Source organism: Janthinobacterium glycogeni (genome assembly GCF_051380725.1).
In the GTDB taxonomy this organism is placed as follows: Bacteria; Pseudomonadota; Gammaproteobacteria; order Burkholderiales; family Burkholderiaceae_D; genus Janthinobacterium.
The window spans coordinates 230,122-252,478 of the sequence record NZ_JBNYXP010000005.1 but is presented as its reverse complement, the minus strand read 5'-3'; the positions used below and the strand labels follow the sequence as shown (position 1 = coordinate 252,478).

Sequence of the window (22,357 nt, the reverse complement as noted above, 5' to 3'; positions counted from 1 at the left end):
CGCGACCGTGGAACAACTATTGCCGTATTACGAGCGCGAGCTGGGCCTGTTCCGCCAGTACACGCGCGAGTTTTCCAGCCGCTATCCGAAGGCGGCCGGGCGCCTGCTGATCGCCGGCGAGACGTGCGAAGACCCGCATGTCGAGCGCCTGATCCAGTCCGTCGCCCTGCTCACGGCCAGGGTCGCCAAGCGCCTCGACGACGCCTATCCGCAATTCACCAATTCACTGTTGGAAACTTTGTATCCGCACTACCTGCGGCCCTTTCCCTCGTGCTCCATCGTGCGCATCGCCGCCGACGAAGCGCCGGGCGGCGGCCAGCTTGCCCAGCTGACGCATGTTCCACGCGGCACGGTGCTGCGCTCGCAACCGGTGCAGGGCGTCGCGTGCAAGTTCACCAGCGCGTATGACGTGACCCTGGCGCCGCTGGCTATTTCTAGCCTGCATTTTTCGCCGCTCATCGACGCGCCGCCCGGCCTGCGCCTGCCCGCCGGCGCCAGCGCCTTGCTCAGCATTCAGTTCACCAGCTGCAGCGAGCAGTACCACCTGGACCAGGCCGGTTTTTCCAGCCTGCGCCTGTTTGCCGATGGCGAACCGTCCGTGCGCGCGGCCCTGCTCGACGCCCTCTTCCTGCGCGGCGCGGGCGCGTATGTGGCGCTGGACGAACACAGTCCGTGGCAAGCCGTCGACGGCGCGCCGCTGGCGCCGGCCGGGTATGCGGACGAGGACGCGCTGATCCCCATTTCCGCCCGCTCGCACCCGGCCCTGCGCCTGCTGACCGAGTATTTCGCTTTTCCGGAAAAATTCCATTTCATCGATATCGGATGGTCCCTGCTGGCGCCCTTGCTGCCGAAACAATGCCGCCAGTTCACCTTGCATCTGCCGCTCAAGGGCGTGCGCAGCGACAGCCACGAGGCGCGGCTCCTGTCCGGCGTCAGCCGCGACAACCTGCTGCCCGGCTGCACGCCCGTCGTCAGCCTGTTTGCCAAGTCCGGCGTGCCCATCCGCCTCACGCACACGGAGCCCGACTACGCGCTGGTGGCCGATGCCACGCATGCGTTTGCCTACGACATCCACAGCATCGAGACCGTCACCCTGGTGCGCAAGGACGAGGCCGGCGAGCGTCTGAGCACTTTCTTGCCGCTGTATGCCACGCTGCAGGGTTCTCAGACCGAGCATGGCCAATACTGGCTGGCGCGCCGCGATGAAACCGTGGCGACCATCAGCCCCGGCCATGAAATGCGCCTGAGCCTGATCGACCCGCAGTTTTCCCCGGACAGCGCGGCCTGCGCCACCGTCTCGACGCAGCTGCTGTGCAGCAACCGCGACTTGCCCACGCAATTGCACTACGGCTCACCCGGCGGCGACCTGCTGGCCGAAGACGTGCCCGATGACATCCCCGCGCGCTTCCTGCGCAAGCCCACGCCCAGCATGCGTTTTCTCACGGACACGCACTGGCGCCTGATTGCGCACCTGTCGCTCAATTACTCGAGCCTGACGCAGGCTGGCCTGGGCGAATTCCAGAAAATGCTCAGCCTGTACGACCTGCCCCGCTCGCCCGCCACGCAGCGTCTGATCCAGGGCATCGTCACGCTCGACCACGGCAGCACGCGCGCGTGGATGCCAACGCTACCGTTTCCCACCTTGATGCCCGGCATCGCCATCCGCCTAGGCATCGACGAGCAAGCCTTCGTCGGCACCAGCATCTATATTTTTGCCCAGGTGCTGCAGCGCTACTTCGCCCTGAACAGCCAGCTCAACTGCTTTAGCCAACTAACGCTGCTGTCCCATCGCAGCGGCGAGGAAATCCTGCGATGCCCGGAACGCAGCGCCGACGCCACCCCAGCGTGATCCAGCAATTGCTCGACGCGCCGCAGCGCTTCGAGTGCTTCCAGGCGCTGCGCCTGCTGCTGGCGTGGCTGGCCGAACACGGCATCGATGAGCACACGGCGCTGGCGAAGGTCATGCGCTTCGACAATAGCGTCTCGCTGCGCTTTCCAGCCAGCCAGATCGAGGCGCTCACGACCAACGGCATCGCCGATGCGGATACCTTGCTGCAAGCGCTGCTGTCCGGCCACGACCAGCACATCCACATCACGCCCGCCTTCATGGGCCTGCTGGGTTGCCAGGGCAGCTTGCCCAGCCACTATTCGGAGCGCATCGCCGCGCGCCAGCATAGCGAACGCGACACCAGTCCGCGGGCTTTTCTCGACCTGTTTTCCAGCCGCGCCGTGGCCCTGTTTTACCAGGCCTGGCAAAAATACCGCATCGAGCAGGCCGGCCACAGCGGGAACTTCCTGGCGCGCCTGCTGGCCGTGGCCGCATGCCGCCCAAGCCAGGACGAGGCGGCGGCCGGCCTGTACAGCGGCTTGCTCCAGCAGCGCAACATCTCATCCATCGTCATGGCGCGCATCCTCGCCGACCACTTCGGCGTGCCCTGCCATATCGACGAGGCGACGGGCGCCATGGACGTGCTGGCGCCGCGCGAACAAACGGTGCTGGGCATGGCAAATGCCGTACTGGGCCGGCACGCCACGGTCGGCGAACGCTGCCGCCGCCCCGACCTGGCCGTGCGCCTGCGCCTCGGCCCGCTCACTGCGGAACAGCACGCCGGCTTCCTGCCGCGCGCCCCTGCCAGCAAGGCGCTGCGGCACATGCTGATGCTGTTCCGCCAGCCGCTCGTGCGCTACGACATCGTGCTGGTGCTGCGCGCCAGCGATGTACGGGGAATGGCGTTGACGGCTGCCGGGCAAGCTGGCCTCGGCCGCAACAGTTTCCTCGGCGAGGCAACAACGCCGCGCCACCGCGACGACATGCATTACGAAATGCAATTGATGCCCTCACTCAACGATTGAATCTTGTTGCCGCGCAAAAACGCTTGTGTTCGCTATTGCTACAGTCGGCCAACAATTCCTAACGTAAAGCGATGCACGATGAGCCAGTTCCCCGATACGACGGCGGCATGGACGACATTACTGGGCGACATGCAGGGCCAGCGCCTGCTGCGCCTGCACTTTCCGCATGGCGACGGCCCGGCCCACATCCAGTTCCTGGCCAACAGCCTGGCTGCCAGCGAAAGCCTGTCGCGCGACTTTTCCTATGTGGTGGAAGTGCTGTCCGATAATGCCAGCATCGCGCTCGACAAAGTGATGGGCAAGATGGTGACCATCGAACTGGTGCGCGAAGACGGCACCTTGCGCTACTTCAATGGTTACGTGTTCGAATTCCGCTTCCTGCGCGCGGACGGCGGCTTCGCGTTTTACGAGATGGTGCTGGAACCGTGGCTGTCGCACCTGCACTTGCGGCAAAACAATGTCGCCTTCCACGGCTTGACGGTGGCGGCGCTGACGGACAAGGTCTTCGATGACTACCTGATGCGCGACTACAAGCTGGCAGCCAGCGGCCTGGACCCCGCCATCACCTACACGTGCCAGCACAACGAGAGCGACCACAACCTGCTGCACCGGCATTGGGAACAGCTGGGCTGGCACTACCGCTACGAACACCGCCTTGACGGCCACACCTTGTGGCTGGACGACGACAGCACTACCGGCAAGCCAATCGATGGAGAATCGAACGCCATGCCCTTCCAGCACCAGGCCGGTTCCCTGGAAGACGATGGCGTGCATCAATGGAGCACGGTGCGGCGCATGGCCCCGGCCCAGATGACGGTGGCCAGTTTCAACTTCAAGAATCCGCGCAGCGCCCGCGCCAGCCGCGACTCGTTGAACCGGCAAGGCGCCGTGCCGTCCCTGGAAGTGTATGAAAACACGGGCAGCTACGGCTTTAAAAACCTCGACGACGGCGAGGCGCTGGCGCAGCGCCGCATGGAAGAGCGCGACGCCCAGGGCCAGCTGTTCGAGGCGCAGGGTAACGACCGCACGGCGCAACCGGGACGCTGGTTCACCCTGGGCGGGCATTTCGACAGCGCGGCCAGCGAATACCTGATCCTGTCCGTGCACCACTACGCCAGCAACAACTACCAGCAAGGACATGGCGCCACCTCGCACTACAGCAACACATTTACGTGCATCCCCCGCGCCATCCCCTGGCGCCCGGGACGCAATTTCCACAGCCGCGAACCGAAGATCTACGGCGTGCAAACGGCCACCGTCGTCGGGCCGCCCGGCGAGGAAATCCACACGGATGGTTACGGGCGCGTCAAAGTGCAATTCCACTGGGACCGCCTGGGCACCTTCGACGACAAGAGTTCGCCGTGGATACGGGTGATATCGAACTGGGCCGGCCCGAATTTCGGCCACATCAGCCTGCCCAGGGTGGGCATGGAAGTGGCCGTGCAATTTCTCGACGGTAACGTCGCCATGCCCCTCATCATCGGCTGCGTCTACAACGCGCGTAATATGCCGCCATGGGAGCTGCCGGCCAACAAGACGCAGAGCGGCATGCTGAGCCGTTCCTCGAAAAAAGGTTCTGGCGCGCATGCCAACGCCCTGCGTTTCGAGGACCGCAAGGACGCGGAAGAGCTGTGGCTGCATGCGGAAAAAGACCAGCGCATCGAAGTCGAGCACGACGAATCGCACTGGGTCGGTAACGATCGCCGCAAAACCATCGACCGCGATGAAACCGTGCACGTCAAGCGCGACCGCACGGAAACGGTGGACCACGATGAAGACATCACCGTGCACAACAACCGCCGTGAGCGCGTGGACCATGACGAGCACATCGACATCGGCGACAACCGCCGCGAACACGTGGGCGGCAACGAGCAGGTGCAGATCGACGGCCACCGTTCGGAACGGGTGACCCTGGCCAAGGACGAAACCATCGGCCTGGCCAAGGTGCTGACCATCGGCGCCGCCTACCAGACCACCGTCATCGGCGCCATGAACACCACCGTCGTGCTGGCGCAGGCCGAGCAGATCGGCCTGGCGAAAAGCGTCATCGTCGGCGCCGACAGCACGCTCACGGCCGCCGATTCGCACACGATGACGGTCGGCACGTCCAGTATCACCATCACGCCGGGACGCATCGAACTCGTTGCCGATGAAATCATCATCCGCGGCAGATCGAAGGTGCAGATCCACGGCGACGACATCGACAACAATCCGGGCTGACGATGAACGACGCCGGCACAGCCCATTTCAACATCCCCAACCTGCTGTTCGACAACCGCACGCCGCACGCGGCCAGCCAGTTCGACATGGTCGACCAGTTTGGCGCGGCCTTCCATGTGGTGGTGGCGCGCATGGGCTACACGCTTGGCCCCTGCGACGCGGACGGCCTGGCCAGCCTGCTGCCCATGGCGCACCCATCGCCGCTGGCCACGGAAGACCGGCACCTGGACGGCGACACGCAGGCGGGCACCGTGCAGGAAAGCGACTTCGCGCCCTATAAACCGCGTTGCGACGTGATCGTCAATGGCGTGGCGCACGCGCCGCGCGGCCAGGTCCTGCCGCAATTTCTCGTCAACCTCAAGGTGCAGTCGGAAAAGAAGATTCTGGTCGACAAGACCCTGCAAGTGAGTGGCGAGCGCGCCTTCCGCAAGAAAGCCATGCTGACGCGCCTGGCGCAGGGCTGTGCCCGCGTCGCCACGATGGGCTTGCTGCGGCCCAATCCGTGGCAGCTATCCGCACCGCAAGCGTTCCTGCAATTGCCGCTGCACTACAGCTACGCGTATGGAGGGCAATGCCGCATCGAGGCCGATGACTGCAACGCGGCGGCGCACGATTCCTGCCAGGCCAACCCGCTGGGTCGCGGTTTCGCGCGGCACTGGTACCTGGATGCGAAACATATCGATGAGCTGCCCGCGCCCCGTATCACGCATCCATCGCTGCCCTGCACGGCCGCCCAGTTCTGGCAAGGCGCGGGCGGCAAGGAGCTGCCGCCACCGGCGGGGCTGGCCGTTATCGGCCGTGGCTGGCTGCCGCGCCGCGCGCTGGCCGGCAACATCGTCGTCAAGGATCAATGGGATGCCGACGACATCCCCGCCCTGCCCGAGGACTTCGATTTCGCGTACTGGAACGGCACGCCGCCCGACCAGCAATGTCCGTACCTGGCGGGACGGGAACAATTCAGCTTGACCAATCTGTGCCGCCACGACCATCACTCGGCCCGCATCGACCCGCGCGGCAACACCGTGCTGCGCTTCGCCTTGCCCGAACAAGTAATGTGCCTGCTGCTGGCGGACAAGAACGACCAGTTGCTCGTCTGGCGCCTGGCCATCGATACGGTTCTGATCGATCCTGAGGCGGCCACCATGGAACTGGTCTGGCGCGCCATCGTGCCGGCCGACGCGGGCCAGGTCGCCTCGCGCCTGCTGCACCTGATGGAGCCGGCGCAGATCGCCCGTATCGAACTGCTGGAACAGGCGCAGGAAGCACTAAGCGAAGCCGCCAAGCAGGGCAAGAAACCATGACGAATGAAACCGTCACCAAAGCCTCGCGCTTCTATTGCGTCAGCCTCAGCCCCGACATTTGCAAGACGCCAGTCGGCTCCAGCACGCCGCCTATTCCCTACAGCATCATCGGCGAATTTTCAGAGGCGCAGAACGCCTCGCCCAACGTCAAGTCGCACAGCGAACCCGTCATCCTGCATCAGCGCAGCACCATTCCCACCGTCAGGGGCGACGCGGCCGGCAAGGCGGGCGGCGTCAAGAGCGGCACCGTCGGCAAGCAGGTCGACACCAAGGTCGCCAGCCCCATCCACCGCGCCAATGGCGCCAATCTGGTGCAGATGGGGCGCGAAGTGTGGATGAATTCGCGCAATACCGTGGGCAAGATTTATGAACGGGGTGGGGAGGCGGCCAAGCCCGTGCTCAAGGACCTGAAGGCGGCGATACGGGAAGCGGCACAGGATTACAAGGAGCATGGTTCGAAGAAAATGCATGGCGCCGCCGAAGATCTGGTAGAGGCGGGCGGCGCCGTTCTGACAGGCAGCGCCGTGCTGGGAGTGGCTGGCGTTGGCGTGGCGGCCACGGGAGTTGGCGCCCCCGTTGCCGCCGCGATGGAAACGGGGGCGGCAGCGGGCGCGGTTGCCGGCACGGCGACCGTTGCAACAGGCACGGCAATGGAAGCGTCGGCCACGGTGCTCGACCAGGCGGCCGACTACCTATTGACAGGCAAGACACCAGATTTGCTCAATACAGCCTCAGACATCGTCACGAATGCGGCAGGCACAGTACTGCAAACAGCGCTCTTCAGCAAGATTCCTGGCGGAAAAATACTGAGCAAATTCCTCGGCAAAAAAGCGGCGCCGACCATCAAGAAGGTGAAGGAAAAGCTGGTCGGAAAAAAGCCGGACAAGCTGCCCCCAAAACTCGACAAACCTCCCCCCAAAAACGGCGGCGACGACGGCAAGAGCCGTGGCAAGAAAGAACCGAAATCGGAGCCGCCGTCCGACTGCTGCCCCAAGGATAGCGGGCCCGCGAAAAAACCCGTCAAGGGCCGCAAGCCCGTGCATTTCGGCACGGGCCAGGAAATCCTGTACCAGACGGATTTCGTACTCGAACGCAGCATCCCCATCGCCTGGACGCGCTGCTACCGCTCCGGCGCCGCATGCGAAGACGGAGGCTTGCTGGGTGCGCGCTGGTCCACGCCCTACACCACCAGCCTGTCGCTGTGCGAAGCAGGCATCGTCTACCACGACGACAGCGGCCGCGCCCTGCGCCTGCCGCACCTGGAACCGGGCCAGCGGCACGACAGCCGCAAGGAAGGTTTTACGCTCACGCGCGACGGCGCCGACACCTTTACCGTGCTATGGCGCGACGGCAGCGTCGACCGCTACGCGCACGCGGAAGACGGCTGGCTGCCGCACGGCTACGATGGCGTCAACGCCATGCTGGCCCCGTCCGCTCCCATCGCCACGCAGCGCTTTGCGCTTGTGCGCAGCGAAGGGCGCGATGGACGCGGCATCAGCATCGAACGCTTCACGGATGCCAAACTAGGCGCAGTGCTGCTGCGCCTGCGCAGCGACGATGGCGGTGTGCTCGAAGCCATGCGCGGAGCTGAGGAAACGGCCATCCACATCGGCAGCATCGACGAGGTATTGCCCGACGGCAGCCGCCTCTGCCACGTCCGCTACGACTATGCCGTTGAGACAAACGATGCCCAGGCGCCCTTCCCGCCACGCTACAACCTGGTCAGCCAGTCGAATGCGCTGGGCGACACGCGCCGCTACAGCTATCGTCACCACCTGCTCACCTCATGCAGCAGTTACACGGGTTTCACCTACGAACTCGAGTGGATCAGCCTGGACGCGCTGCGCGCCCGCTGGAGCGGTTCTCCATTGAGCGAACCGGAGCTGGCCGAACGTTTCCCCGTCACCCTGGCCGACAGCTACCAGGCGCGCGCCATCGCCACCCGGGCGTGCGATGGCAGCGAGCACATGCGCATCGATTACGTGGACAACGACACCAGCCGGGTCACGGAAAACGGCGGTGTCCTCGAATACACATTCGACGCCAACTGGCTGGTCACCGAGGTGCGCCGCGTCATCGATGGCAAGGCCGCCTCGCTGGGCCGGCGCGAATGGGACCGCGACGGCATGCTGCTGGCCGATATCGACGCCAACGGCGCCGCCATGCGCTATGCCTACGATGCGGCCGGCAACCTGACCCGCAGCACCGATGCCAAGGGGCACAGCAGCAACATCGACTACGACGGCCAGAACCAGCCCGTCGCCTTCACGGATGCGCTGGGCAATATCACACGCCGCGAATACGATGCGGCAGGCCGTCCCGTCAGCATCACGGACGCCCTGGGCCACGTTACGCGCTACCGCTACGACCAGCGCGGCCAGTTGGTGGAGCTGATCGACGCTAGGGGCGGCAGCAAGCATTTTCAATACAACCGCCAGGGTTCGCTGACCAGCTACACGGATTGCTCCGGCCATACCAGCGAATACCGCTACGATGCACTGGGGCAGCTGGAAGCGGCCCGCGATGCACTGGGCCATGCCACCCGCTATGCCTATGACGCCCTTGGCCGGCTGATCCGTCTCACGGCGCCCGATCAAACGCGGGAACAGTACGCCTACGATGCGGACGGCAATCTGCTCCTGCACGTGGATGCGGCCGGTCAGCAGACGCGCTACCGCTACAACGGTCAGGGCTTGCCCGTGGAGCGCACGGACGCCATCGGCCAGACCGTGCAGTATCGCTACGATGCCGCGCTGCAACTGACGGAATTGATCAACGCCAAGGGCGAAAGCTACCGGCTCGCGTATCACGCGGAAGGCTGGCTGGCGTCGGAAACGGGCTTCGACGGCAAGCGCACGCAATACAGCTATGACCAGGCCGGCAACCTGACCGCCACCGAGTGCGGCAGCCAGCGCACGCAACTGCTGCGCGACGCGCTTGGTTTGTTGCAAGTCAAGACCACGGCGGACGGCGTGGTGCGCTACGCCTACGATGCGCTGGGGCGGCTGACGGCCGTCTCCGCCCCGCAAGCCGAACAGCGCTTTAGCCACGATGCGCTGGGCCAGTTGACCGAAGAGCGCAGCGCATATTTTCTGCAATCCCTGCCCGACGTCGGCAGGCTGCCCAACGCCCCGCGCGCGCCGGATGCCAGCTTTGTCATGACGCACTCTTATGACGAACTGGGCAACCGCATCCAGACGGTCTTGCCGAATGGCCGCCGCATCGATACCCTGCGCTACGGCTCCGGCCACTGGCATGGCGTGCTGTGGCAAGGCAAGGCCGTGGTCGATGTCGAGCGCGACAAACTGCACCGCGAAAAGCAGCGGCAGCTGGGCAACAGCGGCTTGCTGGCCACGCGCCAGTACGACCCGCAATCACGGCTCACCCAGCTGACCCTGGCACGCGGCGCCGACGCACCCGCCCCTGTGCGCGAACGCCGCTTCGACTACGATGCGCAAGGCAACCTGACCACTATTTTCCAAACGGGTTCCACGGCTGCCGGCCCGCTCGGCAAACTCAGCTATACCTACGATCCCGTCGGCCAGCTGCTGGCCGCCGTGCAGCCGGGCCTGGCCGAACGCTTCGCCTTCGACCCCGCAGGCAATCTGGTCGATAAAGCTCCCGCCCCCGGCAACGTCCTGAACAACTACGGCGATACCGAATACGCTTACGACGAGCAAGGCAATGCCACCGGCAAGCGCTTCCATCCACCGGGCAGGGAATCGACGTGGAGCGACCTGGAACTGCAATACGACGCCGAGAACCGCCTCAGCCACGCCACCAGGACGGAACGCCAGTCGCGCCACCGCGCCCGCTACTTTTATGATGCCTTCAGCCGCCGCATCGCCAAACGGGTAGAGGAAGCACGCTGGAGCAATCGGCAAGACATCACCAAAGACCAGCCCGCACGCACGAGCGCCGCCACCACCTTCTTCGTGTGGGACGGCGACACACTGGTACAGGAACTTGGGCACGAAGAAACGGTCACATATTTGTACGAGCCAGACAGCTTCGTGCCGCTGGCCAGAATCGCTTCGCCAGCCTGTCGCCAGGCAAGCGCCGTCCACCTGCCGCGCGTCGCGCAATGGGATTTACCGGCCACCCGGCACGACGCCGAACTGCAGGCAGCGATTGCGCAAGAACAGGCGGACATAGAGGCGCATCAGGTATCGGCATGGCAGCGTACCCAGGCGGCAGCCGATGACGCAGCATCACACGACCGCATCACCCACTACCACTGCGACCACCTGGGCACGCCGCGCGAGCTGACGGATGCGCAAGGAAACGTGGTCTGGAGCGGGCGCTACAAAGCCTGGGGGCGTTTGCTTCATGCTGAAGGAGAAATCGGGCAACCGCTGCGGTTTCAGGGGCAGTATGAGGATCAAGAGACTGGACTTTTTTATAACCGGTATCGCTACTATGACGCTGGCATTGCAAGGTACTTAACGCAGGATCCGATAGGATTATTAGGAGGGCTGAACGGATATACTTATGTTCAATCACCAACCCAATGGATCGATCCACTGGGTTTGTCTGCTGGATGCCAAAAAAATACACCTTGCAACCCTTGCGCTGGGAAGGATCCTGCATCCGAAGCAAGGGCAACTCAAGGAACAGCAACCTACCCAAACAATCCTTACGCTTTTGTAGATACTTATACCAATATGGTATTAAAAAAGGGGACAATTTTATATTCCTTATCACCAGGAGCAGCACCAGGCTTTGGCGTCACAAATCATACCCTAATGAAATCAGCCGGCGACGTAAAGAAGTATCATGAGCTAACCCAGGTAACCGCAGGGAAAGATAGCATGGGCAATCCACGATCTATGAGGACAGAAGTACAAGTCTATCGCGTAAACAAAGATATTTGCGTAGCAAAAGGAATTGCAACAGCAAATACACAATTTGGTAGCGGTGGCGCAACACAATATTACGTTTCCCCATCAGACATAAGCAGCCTCACCCCTGGAATAAGAAGAAAGATATAAATTCAGATGAAAAATAAAAAATACTGGAAAAACAATGGAACCAAAGAAAATCCCACATACGACTTCATATATCCTAGATCATGGAGTGAAGAAAAAATACTTGAAGAAAATAAAAGAAATATTGAAAAAATAAAAAATAGAAAATGCGAATGGGTAGATCATCTGGAACATATGCCAAAAAATATAATGATCGCACTAATAAATGAGATGGAAAGAGGAAATATACTAAAAAGCATAAGCAACAATAACTGGCCAAACAATGGAAGCATTGTAGTTAGCTTCAGAGATAAATTTCATGAGGAAAATAAAAAATTATCTGGCATTCAATGGCGGGAATTAAATGATCCCCACTATTGCAAAGAGGAGATAGCAGAGATTTTCAATAAAGTAGAGTATTTACTAATTAACTAACCTGTCGCCCGATTTGACACACCTCGTTCGCTCCCCGATACTGGACTCCAACCATAGCCAACTCCACAAGCGTAGACTACCGACGTAGCCAAATGCGCCTGCACGAATGAACACTTCTTTTCCCACCTCCCCCTACATCGGCCGCTTCGCCCCCTCCCCCTCCGGCCCTCTGCACATGGGTTCGCTCGTTGCCGCCATGGCCAGTTATCTCGATGCCAAGGTGCATCATGGAACGTGGCTGCTGCGTATCGAGGACCTGGACTATGACCGCAATGTCGAGGGTGCCGATCTGGGCATCCTGGCCAGCCTGCAGCGCTGCGGCATGCAGTGGGATGGCGAGGCGACGTGGCAGAGCAAGCGCTTGCCGCTGTACGAGGCGGCGCTGAAACAGTTGCAGGATGATGGCCTTGTGTATGCGTGCGGCTGTTCGCGCAAGGAAATCCACGATTCGGTGCTGCAGGCGGGCGGGCCCAAGGGCGCAGCCGCCGTGTATCCGGGCACTTGCCGCCACGGCTTGGCGCCGGGCAAGGCGGCGCGAGCCTTGCGGCTGCGGGTACCGCAGGGGGCCGATGCGGTGTACGCGTTTGCCGACCGCTGGGCGGGTCCGCAGCGGCAGGATCTGGCCGGTGAAGTGGGCGACTTCATCGTGCTGCGCGGCGATGGCTACTGGGCGTATCAGCTGGCCGTGGTGGTCGACGATGGCGCACAGGGCATCACGCAGGTGGTGCGCGGCGCGGACTTGCTCGATTCCACGCCGCGCCAGCTGTATCTGCAGGATGTGCTGGGGCTGCCCCATCCCGGTTTCCTGCACGTGCCCGTCGTCACGAACGACAGTGGCGAAAAACTGTCGAAGCAGACGGGCGCCCTCGCCTTCGATACGACAAGCAATGCTGCCGACCTGCTGGCCTCGGCCTTGCTGCCGGCAGCACGCTTCCTCGGCCTCGACGTGCGCGCCGAGTCCATCGACGATTTCTGGCGGCAAGCGATTCCCGCGTGGGCACAGCGGCTGGCGCAGCTTCCCGAGCACCCATAAAAAAACCCGCCGCGGCGAACCGGGCGGGTAGCAATACAGGCACCAGCACATGGCCGGCACCTGAAGTCTGGCAATTAGAAGTTGCCCTTGAACTGCACGCCAAACTGACGCGGCTCATTGATGAAGCCCGTGCGGTTGTTGAAGTCGATGGCGCCCGTGATGCGCTGGGTGTCGGTGATGTTACGGCCAAAAACGGCCATTTCATATTTGCCGGCATCCCAGGTGTAGCCCACGCGCAAGCCGCCTTCGACCATCGGCTTGCCGGTGAACTCGGTTGCCTCATACAGGAAGAAGTTGATCTTGCTGCGGTACGCCCAGTCCGTGAAGACGAAGAATTCGCCGTTTTCCATCGGGATCGAATAGCGGCCCGTGGCGGTGATCGTCCACTTCGGTGCTTGCGGCAATGGATTACCGTTGATGACGGCACGGTTGCCGGTGGTCAGCGGATCGGTCACGGTGCAGCGCGTCTGTGCGCAGGTGGCGATCGACAGGCTCGGGTCCTTGATTTCCGTGAAGTTGTAGCTACCGCCCAGCGACATCTTCAGGCTCGGCGTGACAAAACCTTCCAGTTCCAGCTCGGCGCCGCGGCCGTTCGTCTTGGCGGCATTGATCAGGCGCGTCACGTTCGACGTGCCGCCCACGACCGTCAGCTGCTGGTTTTTCACCTGGTAGTCGTACACGCTGAACGCGACGCGGGCACGACGGTTGAACAAGTCGGCCTTGATACCGGCTTCGTACGAGGTAATGGTTTCCGCATCGGCAACTGTCACGGACACCTTGTCGCTGGCCGGGGCGATACTTGGCGCGCGGAAACCGGTGGCGATACGCGCGTAGAAGTTCACGTCCTTGTTGTATTTATAGGTGCCGCTCAAATCCCAGTTGACCTTGGCTTTGCTGACATCGGCGCTGGTCGGGTTGACCTGCACGATGTTGGTCGCTTCCACCGTGTTGAAATTCTTCTTGTCCTTGGTGTAGCGCAAACCGGCGCGCAGCATGAAGTCATCGTTGACGGCGTAATTGACGGAACCAAACGTGGCCCAGGCCGAATTCTTCTGGCGGCTGGCCAGGTGCGTGGTCAACACGTGCGTGTCGGTATCGAAGTTGTCGGTGAAACCGTTGGCGTTTTCATTGAAGTAATACACGCCAGCCTGCCAATTGAGCGGGCCCGCATTCTTCGATTCGGCGCGGAACTCTTGCGAGTATTGTTTCACGCTGGTGATGCCGCCAGCCGTTTCAACCTGGAAAGGAATGAAGTTGGGGCTGGTCGGGCCAAGTCCGTTCGGTGCGCCGCCGTCGATGTCGCCATGCGAGACGTAATTGCCGACCTGTTCAAAGCCGGTGATCGAGTACAGTTTGACGCCGTCCAGGTCCCAGCTCAGGCGGGCGCTGGCGCCGTTGGTGCGCAGGCGCTGGAAGTTCGGCGCATTCGTGAACGACTTGTTCGGGTCGAAACCGTCGACGATGTCGTTCGTGCCCTGCTTGATCATGTTGGCGTAGAAGACGCGCGCGCTGCCCGTGGTGTTGCGCTGGTGCACATTGAACAGGGCATTGAAGGTGGTGTTCGGTGCGTACATCAGTTGCACGCGTTCCGCGTGTTCGTTGTAACCGTCCAGCGCATTCTTCTGGCCAGTAAACGTGTTGTCGACGTAATCGTCGCGGTGCTGGCGCAGGGTCGAGAAACGCAGCGCCCATTCTTTGCTCAGCGGCACGTTGACGGCGCCGTCGAAGTTGGTGGTGTTGTGCGTGGCGGCGGAAACGTTGTAATAGCCTTCAACCTTGTCCAGGTTCGGCTTGACGGATTCGAACTTGACCACGCCGGCAGGCGTGTTGCGGCCGAACAAAGTGCCTTGCGGGCCGCGCAGCACTTCCACGCCAGCCACGTCGAAAATCGGATAGCCCTTGAGGATGGGATTTTCTTGCACGACATCGTCGTAAATCAGGGAAACAGGTTGCGATGCAAAGATGTTGAAGTCGGTATTGCCATAGCCGCGGATGTAGAAGCGGGGGAAGGTGCGGCCATTCGACGATTCCACGTTCAGGCTCGGCACTTTGCCGGCCAGCACGCGAATGTCTTGTCCACCGGACACGAGCACGTCGAGCTTCTCGTCGCGCAGCAGCGACACGGAGACGGGCACGTCGCGGATATTTTCCTTGCGGCGCTGCGCCGTCACGGTCACGGTTTCCAGCTGGCTGGCGGCAGGGGTCGTATCAGCAGCGACTTCATCAGCGTAAGCCGAGCCGATAGGCAAGGCAGCGGACAGTGCCAGCATGGCGGCGCTTTTGGCGCACAAACGCTTGTGCATCTTGGACATCTTGATCATGTTGTTTCCCAGAAGTTTAAAAAAGAATTGCGAAACCTGTCTCCGGGTTATGTACGGCGCTGGATGATCGTTTGCACCATTTCGGTGCAACAGCGCGAGCGGATGTTTCTCCGCTCTTGGCGTCACTGGCTCTGCCCTGGCTGTCGTCCAAGCTGACAGCGGTCTGGCCGCATCTCCGGGATGTCTGATGAACACCAACTTTTAAGTAAGGCGCCAATTTAATTCAAGCGCCTGATGCGCTGCAAGAATATTGTTATGTAAAATATTCATTCATCAACATAAAGGCCTGACTAGTGGTTATTCAGCCACAATAGCGTCCTTGTCTTGCGATTTCCTTGCTATTTCCCCCGATGACTTGTCGCATGGCGCGACTTTTTCGCCACCCCAGGGAAAGTGGAATTGGCGTCCTGCAAGACAGCCCAGAGCGTAAAAATAGTTGTAATATCGCCAGAATTGCGCTGCCAGGCCGTTCCATTCCAGTGCGGCGGCAGCTCCCCTGCACCATCGTCGATCGCCTCCATGCCAGAACCCAGCCAGCCCAGCAACGCCGTCCCGTCTTCCACCGTCGCCACCCAGGCGGCGCATCTGCTGCTGAGCGCCCATTGCGACATTGTCTGGAGCACGAAAACCTTCGGCCAGTTCGATGCCGACCAGCCCTCCTGGCGTGCCTTCACCGGCCAGAGCGAGGCCGAACTGCTGGGCCGCGGCTGGGTCAATGCCCTGCATCCGGATGACCGCAACTTGCCTTACGTCATGCCATCGCACCTGACCAGCATATTCGAAGCGGAATACCGGCTGCGCCACGTCAGCGGTGCCTACCGCAATATGCTCGTGCGCATGCTGCCCGTGCTGGCGCCCGACGGCAGCATTCTTGAATGGCTGGGCTCGCATTGCGACGTGACCGAGCAACGGCAGACGGAACAGCGGCTACGCCTGGCCATGCAGGGCGGCCGCATGGGCACCTGGGAGATCGATCTGGGCAGCGGCGGCATGGCCGGCTCCGATGCCTTCAAGGCCAATCTGGGCTTGTCGCCTGACAGCCACATCGACTACGCGCAACTGACGGGCGCCATGCTCGACGGCGACCTGCAGCACTGGCAAACGGTGGTGCATGCCGCCATCGCCAGCGCCAGCGATTTCGAAATCGATATCCGCGTGCGCTGGCCCGATGGCGCGCTGCACTGGGCGCACATGCGCGGCACCTGTGCCAGCGACGGCGCCGGCAACGTGATCGCCCTGTCCGGCATCTCGCTCGACCTGACGGCCAGCAAGCAGAACGAGGAAACCCTGCGCCTGACCCTGGCGGCCGGCGAAGTGGCCACCTGGAACTGGGACATCGTGGCCGACCGGGTCACGGCCGACAGCAATATGGCGCGCTTGTTCCCCGTCAATGCCGATGCGGCCACGGCGGCGCCGCTGGCAAGCTACCTGGACATCATCCATCCGGATGACCGCGAGCAAGTCAGCGCGCAGATTGCCTAGGCACTGCACACGCACACGCCGTTCGAGGCCAGCTACCGCGTCGGCGCCGGCGATGGCCAGTACCGCTCGGTCATCGCGCGGGGCCGCGCGGAATACGCGCCCGATGGCACGCCCCTGCAATTGCCGGGCGTGCTGCTCGACATCACGCGCCAGAAACAGGTGGAAGATGCGCTGCGCCGCAGCGAGGAACGCTACCGCACCCTGATCGAGCTGATGGACCAGGGCTTTTGCGTCATCGAAATGCTGTACGACGAACAAGGCCGCCCCGTGGATTTCCGCTACCTGGAAGGCAACCCCGCCTTCGTCAAGCAATCGGGCCTCGACAATGCCATCGGCAAGACCATCCGCAGCTTCGTGCCCGACCACGACCAGCACTGGTTCGACCTGTACGACCAGGTCGTCAAGACGGGCGAACCCGTGCGCTACGAAAACGAAGCCGTGGCCATGGAACGCTGGTTCGAAGTCTTCGCCGCGCGCCTGGGCGGCCCCGGCAGCCGCCTGCTGACGGTGCTGTTCAGCGACATCAGCGAGCGCAAGCGCTCGGAGCAGCAATTGCGCCAGCTGGCCGACAACCTGTCCGAGATGGACAGGCGCAAGACGGAATTCCTCGCCACCCTGGCGCACGAATTGCGCAACCCGCTCGCGCCCATCCGCAACGGCTTGCAGATCATGCGCCTGGCCGCCGACAAGCCCGCCACCGTAGCGAGAGTGCGCGACGTGATGGAGCGGCAAGTCAATCAGATGGTGCATCTGGTCAATGATTTATTGGACGTGGCGCGCATCACGCGGGGCCAGATCGAGCTCAAGCTCGAACGCGCGGACTTGAAAACCATCATCGCCAGCGCCGTGGAGACGAGCATGCCGCTGATCGAAGCGAGCCATCACCAGTTGCAGGTGACGCTTGACGAGCAGCCGCTGCCGCTCGAGGCCGACCCCACGCGGCTGGCGCAAGTACTGGGCAATTTGCTCAACAATGCCGCCAAGTACACCCCTGCCGGCGGCCACATCGCCTTGCGCGCGATACGCGACGGCAACGAGGCGCTGATCGAGGTGCAGGACAGCGGCGTGGGCATTCCCGCCGAATCGCTGGCCACTGTCTTCGACATGTTTACCCAGGTGGGACAGAACATGGGCCGCGCGCAGGGCGGCCTGGGCATCGGCCTGTCGCTGGTGCGGCGCCTGGCCGAGCTGCATGGCGGCAGCGCCACGGCGGCCAGTCCCGGCGCCGGCCTGGGCAGCACATTTACGGTGCGCCTGCCCCTGCTGGAGGCAGAAGCCGAAGCGCCCGCCGCACCGGCCTTGCCGGCCAGCGCCGCCAGCGGTCCCCAGTTCCGCGTACTGGTGGTCGACGACAATGTCGATGCTGCCGAAACCCTTGCCGCCGTGCTCGACATGATGGGCCATGCCACGCATGTAGCCCACGATGGCGCGCAAGCCCTGGAGATGGCGCCGCAATTCTTGCCAGACGTCATCTTCCTCGATATCGGGCTGCCCGGCATGAACGGCTACGAAGTGGCGCGCGCGCTGCGCCGGATTCCGGCCGGCGCCAGCGTCGTGCTCGTTGCATTGACGGGCTGGGGCGCCGAAAACGACCGCAGTCAATCGAGCGCGGCCGGTTTCGACCACCATCTGACCAAGCCGGCCAACCTGCTCGCCATCGGCGAACTGCTGGCCACCCTTTCCACTCCGAAAACACCTACAGACCATGACTGAATCCCCGAACCTCATCCGCCGCCACTTCCTGCTGGCCGGCGGCGCCGCCCTGCTGTGCCCGGCACCGCTGCTGTTTGCCGCGCCCGCCACCGGCATCGCCGCCGCCCAGACGCAGCTGGCCGCGCTGGAACACGCCGCAGGCGGACGCCTCGGTGTGGCGGCCTGGCGCCTGGGCAGCGAGCTGCGCGTTGCCTATCGCGCCGACGAACGCTTCCCGCTGGCCAGCACCTTCAAGGCCATGCTGGCGGCCGCCGTGCTGGCCCGCAGCGTCAGCCAGCCGGGCTTGCTGGAGCAGCACGTGCGCTACGAGAAAAAGGAACTGGTCACCTATTCGCCCATCACGGAAAAGCATCTGGCCGACGGCATGAACGTGGCCGACCTGTGCGCCGCCACCTTGCAGTACAGCGACAATAGCGCGGCCAATTTCCTGATGACATTATTAGGCGGGCCGCAAGCCGTGACGGCCTATGCGCGCAGCATCGGCAATACGGTGTTCCAGCTGGAACGCTGGGAAACGGAATTGAATAGCGCCATTCCCGGCGAGGAGCGCGACACGGCCAGCCCCGTGTCGATGGCGCACAGCTTGCAGCAGTTGTTGTTGGGACATAGCTTGCCGGCGCCGCAGCGCCAGCAACTGGACACCTGGATGCGCGGCAACACGACGGGCGACAAGCGCATCCGCGCCGGCGTGCCTGCCGGCTGGCAGGTGGCGGATAAAACGGGTTCGGGCGCGTATGGCAGCGTCAACGATATCGGCGTCGCCTACCCGCCCAGCGGCGCGCCGCTGGTCATCGCCGTGTACTACACGCGCGAACAGAAAAACGCGGACACGAATCAGGACATCATCACGGCCGCCACGCGCATCGTGACGGCTGCATTGGTGTAATTACTTCGGCAGGGCTGCCATGAAGCCTGCATACGTGGACCAGGCGGGGTCGGCCGCGCTGCGGATTTCAATCGGGAACTTCGGACGCGGCGCCAGCGCCGTGTTGAGGCGATTGAAAAACTCTTCGCCCGACTGCGTGTAATAAATCCATTCGCGCAGGTTTTCACCGGTCGACACCAGCGCCAGGGTGGCGAAGCCATCCTCTTCCACGACGGGCGCCAGCGCCGCTTCCAACTCTTCCATATGCTCGCGTTCGTTCGGCGCGGGCATGCCCGTTTCGTCTTCGTAACGCCAGGCGATAATGATGCGGTCCGGCTGCGACGACAGGTCCCAGTCGTCATGAAAGGCGTCAACGTAGCGGTAAATGATGGCCATCTCGTCGCTATGCGTGACGATGGTGCCCCAGCTGCGGGCGGAAGTGGAATTTTCGTTCATGGTTGCAACAGTCAAAAAAACAATCGAGGGAGCGCAGCTTACAGCACCGGCGGGCAAGTGACATTCCACGCGTCATACTGGGCGCCGCTCTTGCGCAGCCAGACACGGGCGTAGCTGTCGCGGTCACTCTTGAACACCAGCGCATAGCGCTCTTCGGCGCGCGGTGCGGCGGCGCCCACATCGACGGCCGCCAGCGTAAACTTCAGCGCACGCAGCGGCGCGCAGGCCGTGTTACCCGCCATCAATAATCGCGCCCGCTCCAGCAGCGGTTTCTGGTACAGCAACACACCTTCCAGTTCCGCATCGGGGACGCGCTGCAGCATGCGCACGGGTTCGGCCACGGGACGGCAAGTGCCACGGTCGAGCCAGGCGAAATATTCCATGCCCGCCTCCTGCCAGCGCGCCTGCTTGCCTTCGCCGTGCAACACGAACTTGGTGCGCTGCGTGCGGCACAGCGCGCCATGGCCGCGGTAGGGCGACGTTTCCACGCTGCCCACCACTTCGCTGCCATTGCCGCCCACCACGGGCACACTCTCGAACACGGTGCGCGCAGCCGGCTCGCCCGGGTATTGCTGCGCATAAAATTCCAGCAAGGACGCGCGCTGTTGCGCATCCACCACCACCGCCTCTGCGGCACTGGCAGAGAGGCAGACGGCCGACACTACACACAGCGCCAAAGGGCGCACGATATATCTGGGCATGGCATTCCTTCAATCGACATTCAGGGACGGGTATCGCCCAAGCGCAGATTATATAGTTAGCAGGAAATACCAGGAGCGCGCCGCGTCAGGAGGTGCGGAAATTGGTGCCGCCAGCGAGCAACTTGGCGCCGCAGGTGGCGGTGTCGCCCTCAAAGGCGATGGCGATGCCGTTGATGCTATGCCGGGACGAGCCGCTGGCAATCTTGCAGCCCTGATGTCCCTTGATGGGGCAACTGCACAAGTCCCCGACGCAGGCGACAGCAATCCCATTGACCGTAAAATGCGTGGCGGCACAGCTGACCACCTTGCCGCCGTGCGACGTGGCGTCGCCCAAACGGATGACTTTGCGCATGCTGCCTCCCGTTCTACTTGCCCGCCGAGCTTTCCAGGATGGCTTCCACCGATGGCGCCGCGTAGTTGGCCGGGTCGACGGCCGGCGTGACGCGGCTGCGGAAGATATCGCCGCCCGCATCCTGCTTCTTGCGGGTTGCGTCCGATGGCGGCGTGATGAAGATGATGCTCGCTTCGTTACTATCGCGCAGATTGATCGCCGCACTGGCGCCGCCATCGCGATAGCTGCCCATCACCCCGATGGCCATCTGCATGAACCATGTCGCCGCGCCCGTGTTGCCCAGGCGAAGATCCGTATTGATGAACTGCGCACTCTTGCCGCTGTCGATTTCCGGCCCGCCCTGCGCCGTGTAATCATGCAGCATGCTTTCCAACATCAGCAACTGTTCCGGCTGGTTTCCCGTACCGGTCACGATGCGCGCCGGCCCCTTGCCGCGCTCCGCTTCCGGCAAGGTCTGCAGCGCCTGCTGCCAGCCCGCATTGAACAGTTTCTGGCGCTGGTCACGCCGCGTGACGGGCTTGCCCTCCTCATCCGCGAACTTGACGAACACGGGCCGGTGCACAAAGCCGAACGAGGGCAGACGGTCGAAGGTTTCCATCTGTTCCCGATTCCACGGAATGGGAAACCACGGCGTCGGTTTCCAGCCGCGCGGCGGGCGATTCTCCCAAGGATTGAGTTTGTCGAAGGTGTGCAAGCCGACGCCGCGGATATCGGGCCGCTGGGCGAAGGCGGCGGCGGCGGCGAGCCATTCGGCGACGGTGGGTTGGCGAGGGATGGGAGGAAAATCCGCGCCTAATTCCTTATCTGGTTTCGCGAGAGATTCCATCAACTGATAATACATCGCCCTGAATTGCTCTTGTACAAACTTATTTCCGGGATCGTCCCATATCGATGGCCTCAAGAAGTCAATTCGTTCGCGCCGTGCCAGCACAAATGCCACCGTGGCATCAGGCATATCGGGTATGTAATGTCCATCCCGCAACATCTTTACATCCCCTTTCGCGCGAATACCATCTCTCGTCCCCGCACTATCATCGGCCATCAGAACCACGTATGGCACGTCAGGATGAGTATCAAAAAACTCAAAGATGTTGAGTAGCAATTTATCAGGATGTTCAGCCAGACTCCAGGGAGCTATCGAAAACAGATGCCATGCCATGCCGGAAGTCCCCGCGCCTGCAATCAATCCAGCCATCGGTACTCCAGCTTCAGGCTGTTGCTTAGAATCACGAATCGGTGGACCAGCATAAAATGACGGTACTCCCCAATACAACGGTGTAAAGTTGATTCCGTTCTCCATCGCATCGTATGCACGCCCTCCGCTCACCCCATTTTTATCCAAGGCGCTCCACGCGTACTTGCTCTTGTCCTGTTCTCTGATAGAAGTAAAAGCACTTCCTTTTTGTAAGGCATCCCATAGTCTGGCTTGCCGATATCTATCAAATGTCACTCCAAGGCCTATCACTTCCAAGACATATTCATCCCGTGATGTCGTACCATCTACACTCTCTTTCTGAACCTGCGCAGATCTCTTTTTTGATGCCGACTCTCGTTCATTTTCTTGTGCCGACACACTGACCCACTTAACAAATAGGACAAGAAACAGTACTAGCAATGGAATACCAATCCAACGAACGACGGTCATGATGACCTCCTGT

General features: G+C 62.2%; 15 protein-coding genes. 10 read left to right on the top strand and 5 right to left on the bottom strand.

Going from position 1 to position 22,357, the window contains the following annotated elements:
- Window positions 1-7: 7 nt before the first annotated feature.
- The 7 genes from tssF (at window position 8) to gluQRS (ending at window position 12,809) form a co-directional block, all read left to right on the top strand.
- Entirely contained in the window at window positions 8-1,849 is a 1,842-nt protein-coding gene (tssF, locus tag ACQ4W4_RS14020) for a type VI secretion system baseplate subunit TssF (RefSeq protein WP_436542516.1), read from the top strand.
- Window positions 1,813-2,853 (top strand): type VI secretion system baseplate subunit TssG, encoded by a 1,041-nt coding sequence (tssG, locus tag ACQ4W4_RS14015; protein WP_436542515.1) that lies wholly within the window; start codon window positions 1,813-1,815, stop codon window positions 2,851-2,853. The genes tssF and tssG overlap by 37 nt, the downstream gene beginning before the upstream one ends.
- Window positions 2,854-2,931: 78 nt before the next feature.
- Window positions 2,932-5,073: a type VI secretion system Vgr family protein gene (locus ACQ4W4_RS14010; RefSeq protein WP_436542514.1), complete on the top strand. Its 2,142-nt coding sequence runs from the start codon at window positions 2,932-2,934 to the stop codon at window positions 5,071-5,073.
- A gap of 2 nt (window positions 5,074-5,075) precedes the next feature.
- Window positions 5,076-6,374, top strand: coding sequence for a DUF2169 family type VI secretion system accessory protein (locus tag ACQ4W4_RS14005; protein ID WP_436542513.1), 1,299 nt, complete (start codon window positions 5,076-5,078; stop codon window positions 6,372-6,374).
- Window positions 6,371-11,365 (top strand): PAAR-like domain-containing protein, encoded by a 4,995-nt coding sequence (locus ACQ4W4_RS14000; protein WP_436542512.1) that lies wholly within the window; start codon window positions 6,371-6,373, stop codon window positions 11,363-11,365. The genes ACQ4W4_RS14005 and ACQ4W4_RS14000 overlap by 4 nt, the downstream gene beginning before the upstream one ends.
- A 6-nt stretch (window positions 11,366-11,371) precedes the next feature.
- Complete coding sequence (locus ACQ4W4_RS13995; RefSeq protein ID WP_436542511.1) at window positions 11,372-11,776, top strand: hypothetical protein; 405 nt, start codon at window positions 11,372-11,374, stop codon at window positions 11,774-11,776.
- A 106-nt stretch (window positions 11,777-11,882) separates the two neighbouring features.
- Complete coding sequence (gluQRS, locus tag ACQ4W4_RS13990; RefSeq protein ID WP_436542510.1) at window positions 11,883-12,809, top strand: tRNA glutamyl-Q(34) synthetase GluQRS; 927 nt, start codon at window positions 11,883-11,885, stop codon at window positions 12,807-12,809.
- A 74-nt stretch (window positions 12,810-12,883) separates the two neighbouring features.
- On the opposite strand, the gene ACQ4W4_RS13985 is transcribed toward gluQRS, so the two are convergent.
- Window positions 12,884-15,130 carry a TonB-dependent receptor gene (locus tag ACQ4W4_RS13985; RefSeq protein WP_436542509.1) on the bottom strand — a complete coding sequence of 749 codons (2,247 nt, stop codon included), beginning with the start codon at window positions 15,128-15,130 and terminating at the stop codon, window positions 12,884-12,886.
- Between the two features lie 519 nt (window positions 15,131-15,649).
- Between ACQ4W4_RS13985 and ACQ4W4_RS13980 the strand changes: the two genes are divergently transcribed.
- From ACQ4W4_RS13980 to bla, 3 genes are all read left to right on the top strand, one after another.
- Window positions 15,650-16,612: a PAS domain-containing protein gene (locus tag ACQ4W4_RS13980; protein WP_436542508.1), complete on the top strand. Its 963-nt coding sequence runs from the start codon at window positions 15,650-15,652 to the stop codon at window positions 16,610-16,612.
- Between the two features lie 129 nt (window positions 16,613-16,741).
- Window positions 16,742-18,325, top strand: coding sequence for a hybrid sensor histidine kinase/response regulator (locus tag ACQ4W4_RS13975; RefSeq protein ID WP_436542507.1), 1,584 nt, complete (start codon window positions 16,742-16,744; stop codon window positions 18,323-18,325).
- The gene (gene bla / locus ACQ4W4_RS13970; protein WP_436542506.1) at window positions 18,318-19,211 is read left to right on the top strand and encodes a class A beta-lactamase; all 894 of its coding nucleotides are present in this window, start codon (window positions 18,318-18,320) and stop codon (window positions 19,209-19,211) included. The genes ACQ4W4_RS13975 and bla overlap by 8 nt, the downstream gene beginning before the upstream one ends.
- Here bla and ACQ4W4_RS13965 read toward each other — a convergent pair whose 3' ends face one another.
- The 4 genes from ACQ4W4_RS13965 to ACQ4W4_RS13950 form a co-directional block, all read right to left on the bottom strand.
- Window positions 19,212-19,646 (bottom strand): DUF695 domain-containing protein, encoded by a 435-nt coding sequence (locus ACQ4W4_RS13965; RefSeq protein ID WP_051992096.1) that lies wholly within the window; start codon window positions 19,644-19,646, stop codon window positions 19,212-19,214.
- A gap of 38 nt (window positions 19,647-19,684) precedes the next feature.
- A complete protein-coding gene (locus ACQ4W4_RS13960; protein ID WP_436542505.1) occupies window positions 19,685-20,347 on the bottom strand; it encodes a hypothetical protein in 663 nt (220 codons plus the stop codon).
- Window positions 20,348-20,432: 85 nt separating this feature from the next.
- Window positions 20,433-20,699 carry a PAAR domain-containing protein gene (locus ACQ4W4_RS13955; RefSeq protein WP_436542504.1) on the bottom strand — a complete coding sequence of 89 codons (267 nt, stop codon included), beginning with the start codon at window positions 20,697-20,699 and terminating at the stop codon, window positions 20,433-20,435.
- Between the two features lie 13 nt (window positions 20,700-20,712).
- Window positions 20,713-22,344, bottom strand: a complete 1,632-nt coding sequence (locus ACQ4W4_RS13950) for a type VI lipase adapter Tla3 domain-containing protein (protein WP_436542503.1) — start codon at window positions 22,342-22,344, stop codon at window positions 20,713-20,715.
- Window positions 22,345-22,357: the final 13 nt, after the last annotated feature.

Coding starts and splice junctions, on each gene's coding strand:
- tssG (WP_436542515.1), top strand. CDS start 1,813: ATGCCCGGAACGCAGCGCCGACGCCACCCCAGCGTGATCCAGCAATTG.
- ACQ4W4_RS14010 (WP_436542514.1), top strand. CDS start 2,932: ATGAGCCAGTTCCCCGATACGACGGCGGCATGGACGACATTACTGGGC.
- ACQ4W4_RS14005 (WP_436542513.1), top strand. CDS start 5,076: ATGAACGACGCCGGCACAGCCCATTTCAACATCCCCAACCTGCTGTTC.
- ACQ4W4_RS14000 (WP_436542512.1), top strand. CDS start 6,371: ATGACGAATGAAACCGTCACCAAAGCCTCGCGCTTCTATTGCGTCAGC.
- ACQ4W4_RS13995 (WP_436542511.1), top strand. CDS start 11,372: ATGAAAAATAAAAAATACTGGAAAAACAATGGAACCAAAGAAAATCCC.
- gluQRS (WP_436542510.1), top strand. CDS start 11,883: ATGAACACTTCTTTTCCCACCTCCCCCTACATCGGCCGCTTCGCCCCC.
- ACQ4W4_RS13985 (WP_436542509.1), bottom strand. CDS start 15,130: ATGATCAAGATGTCCAAGATGCACAAGCGTTTGTGCGCCAAAAGCGCC.
- ACQ4W4_RS13980 (WP_436542508.1), top strand. CDS start 15,650: ATGCCAGAACCCAGCCAGCCCAGCAACGCCGTCCCGTCTTCCACCGTC.
- bla (WP_436542506.1), top strand. CDS start 18,318: ATGACTGAATCCCCGAACCTCATCCGCCGCCACTTCCTGCTGGCCGGC.
- ACQ4W4_RS13965 (WP_051992096.1), bottom strand. CDS start 19,646: ATGAACGAAAATTCCACTTCCGCCCGCAGCTGGGGCACCATCGTCACG.
- ACQ4W4_RS13960 (WP_436542505.1), bottom strand. CDS start 20,347: ATGCCCAGATATATCGTGCGCCCTTTGGCGCTGTGTGTAGTGTCGGCC.
- ACQ4W4_RS13955 (WP_436542504.1), bottom strand. CDS start 20,699: ATGCGCAAAGTCATCCGTTTGGGCGACGCCACGTCGCACGGCGGCAAG.
- ACQ4W4_RS13950 (WP_436542503.1), bottom strand. CDS start 22,344: ATGACCGTCGTTCGTTGGATTGGTATTCCATTGCTAGTACTGTTTCTT.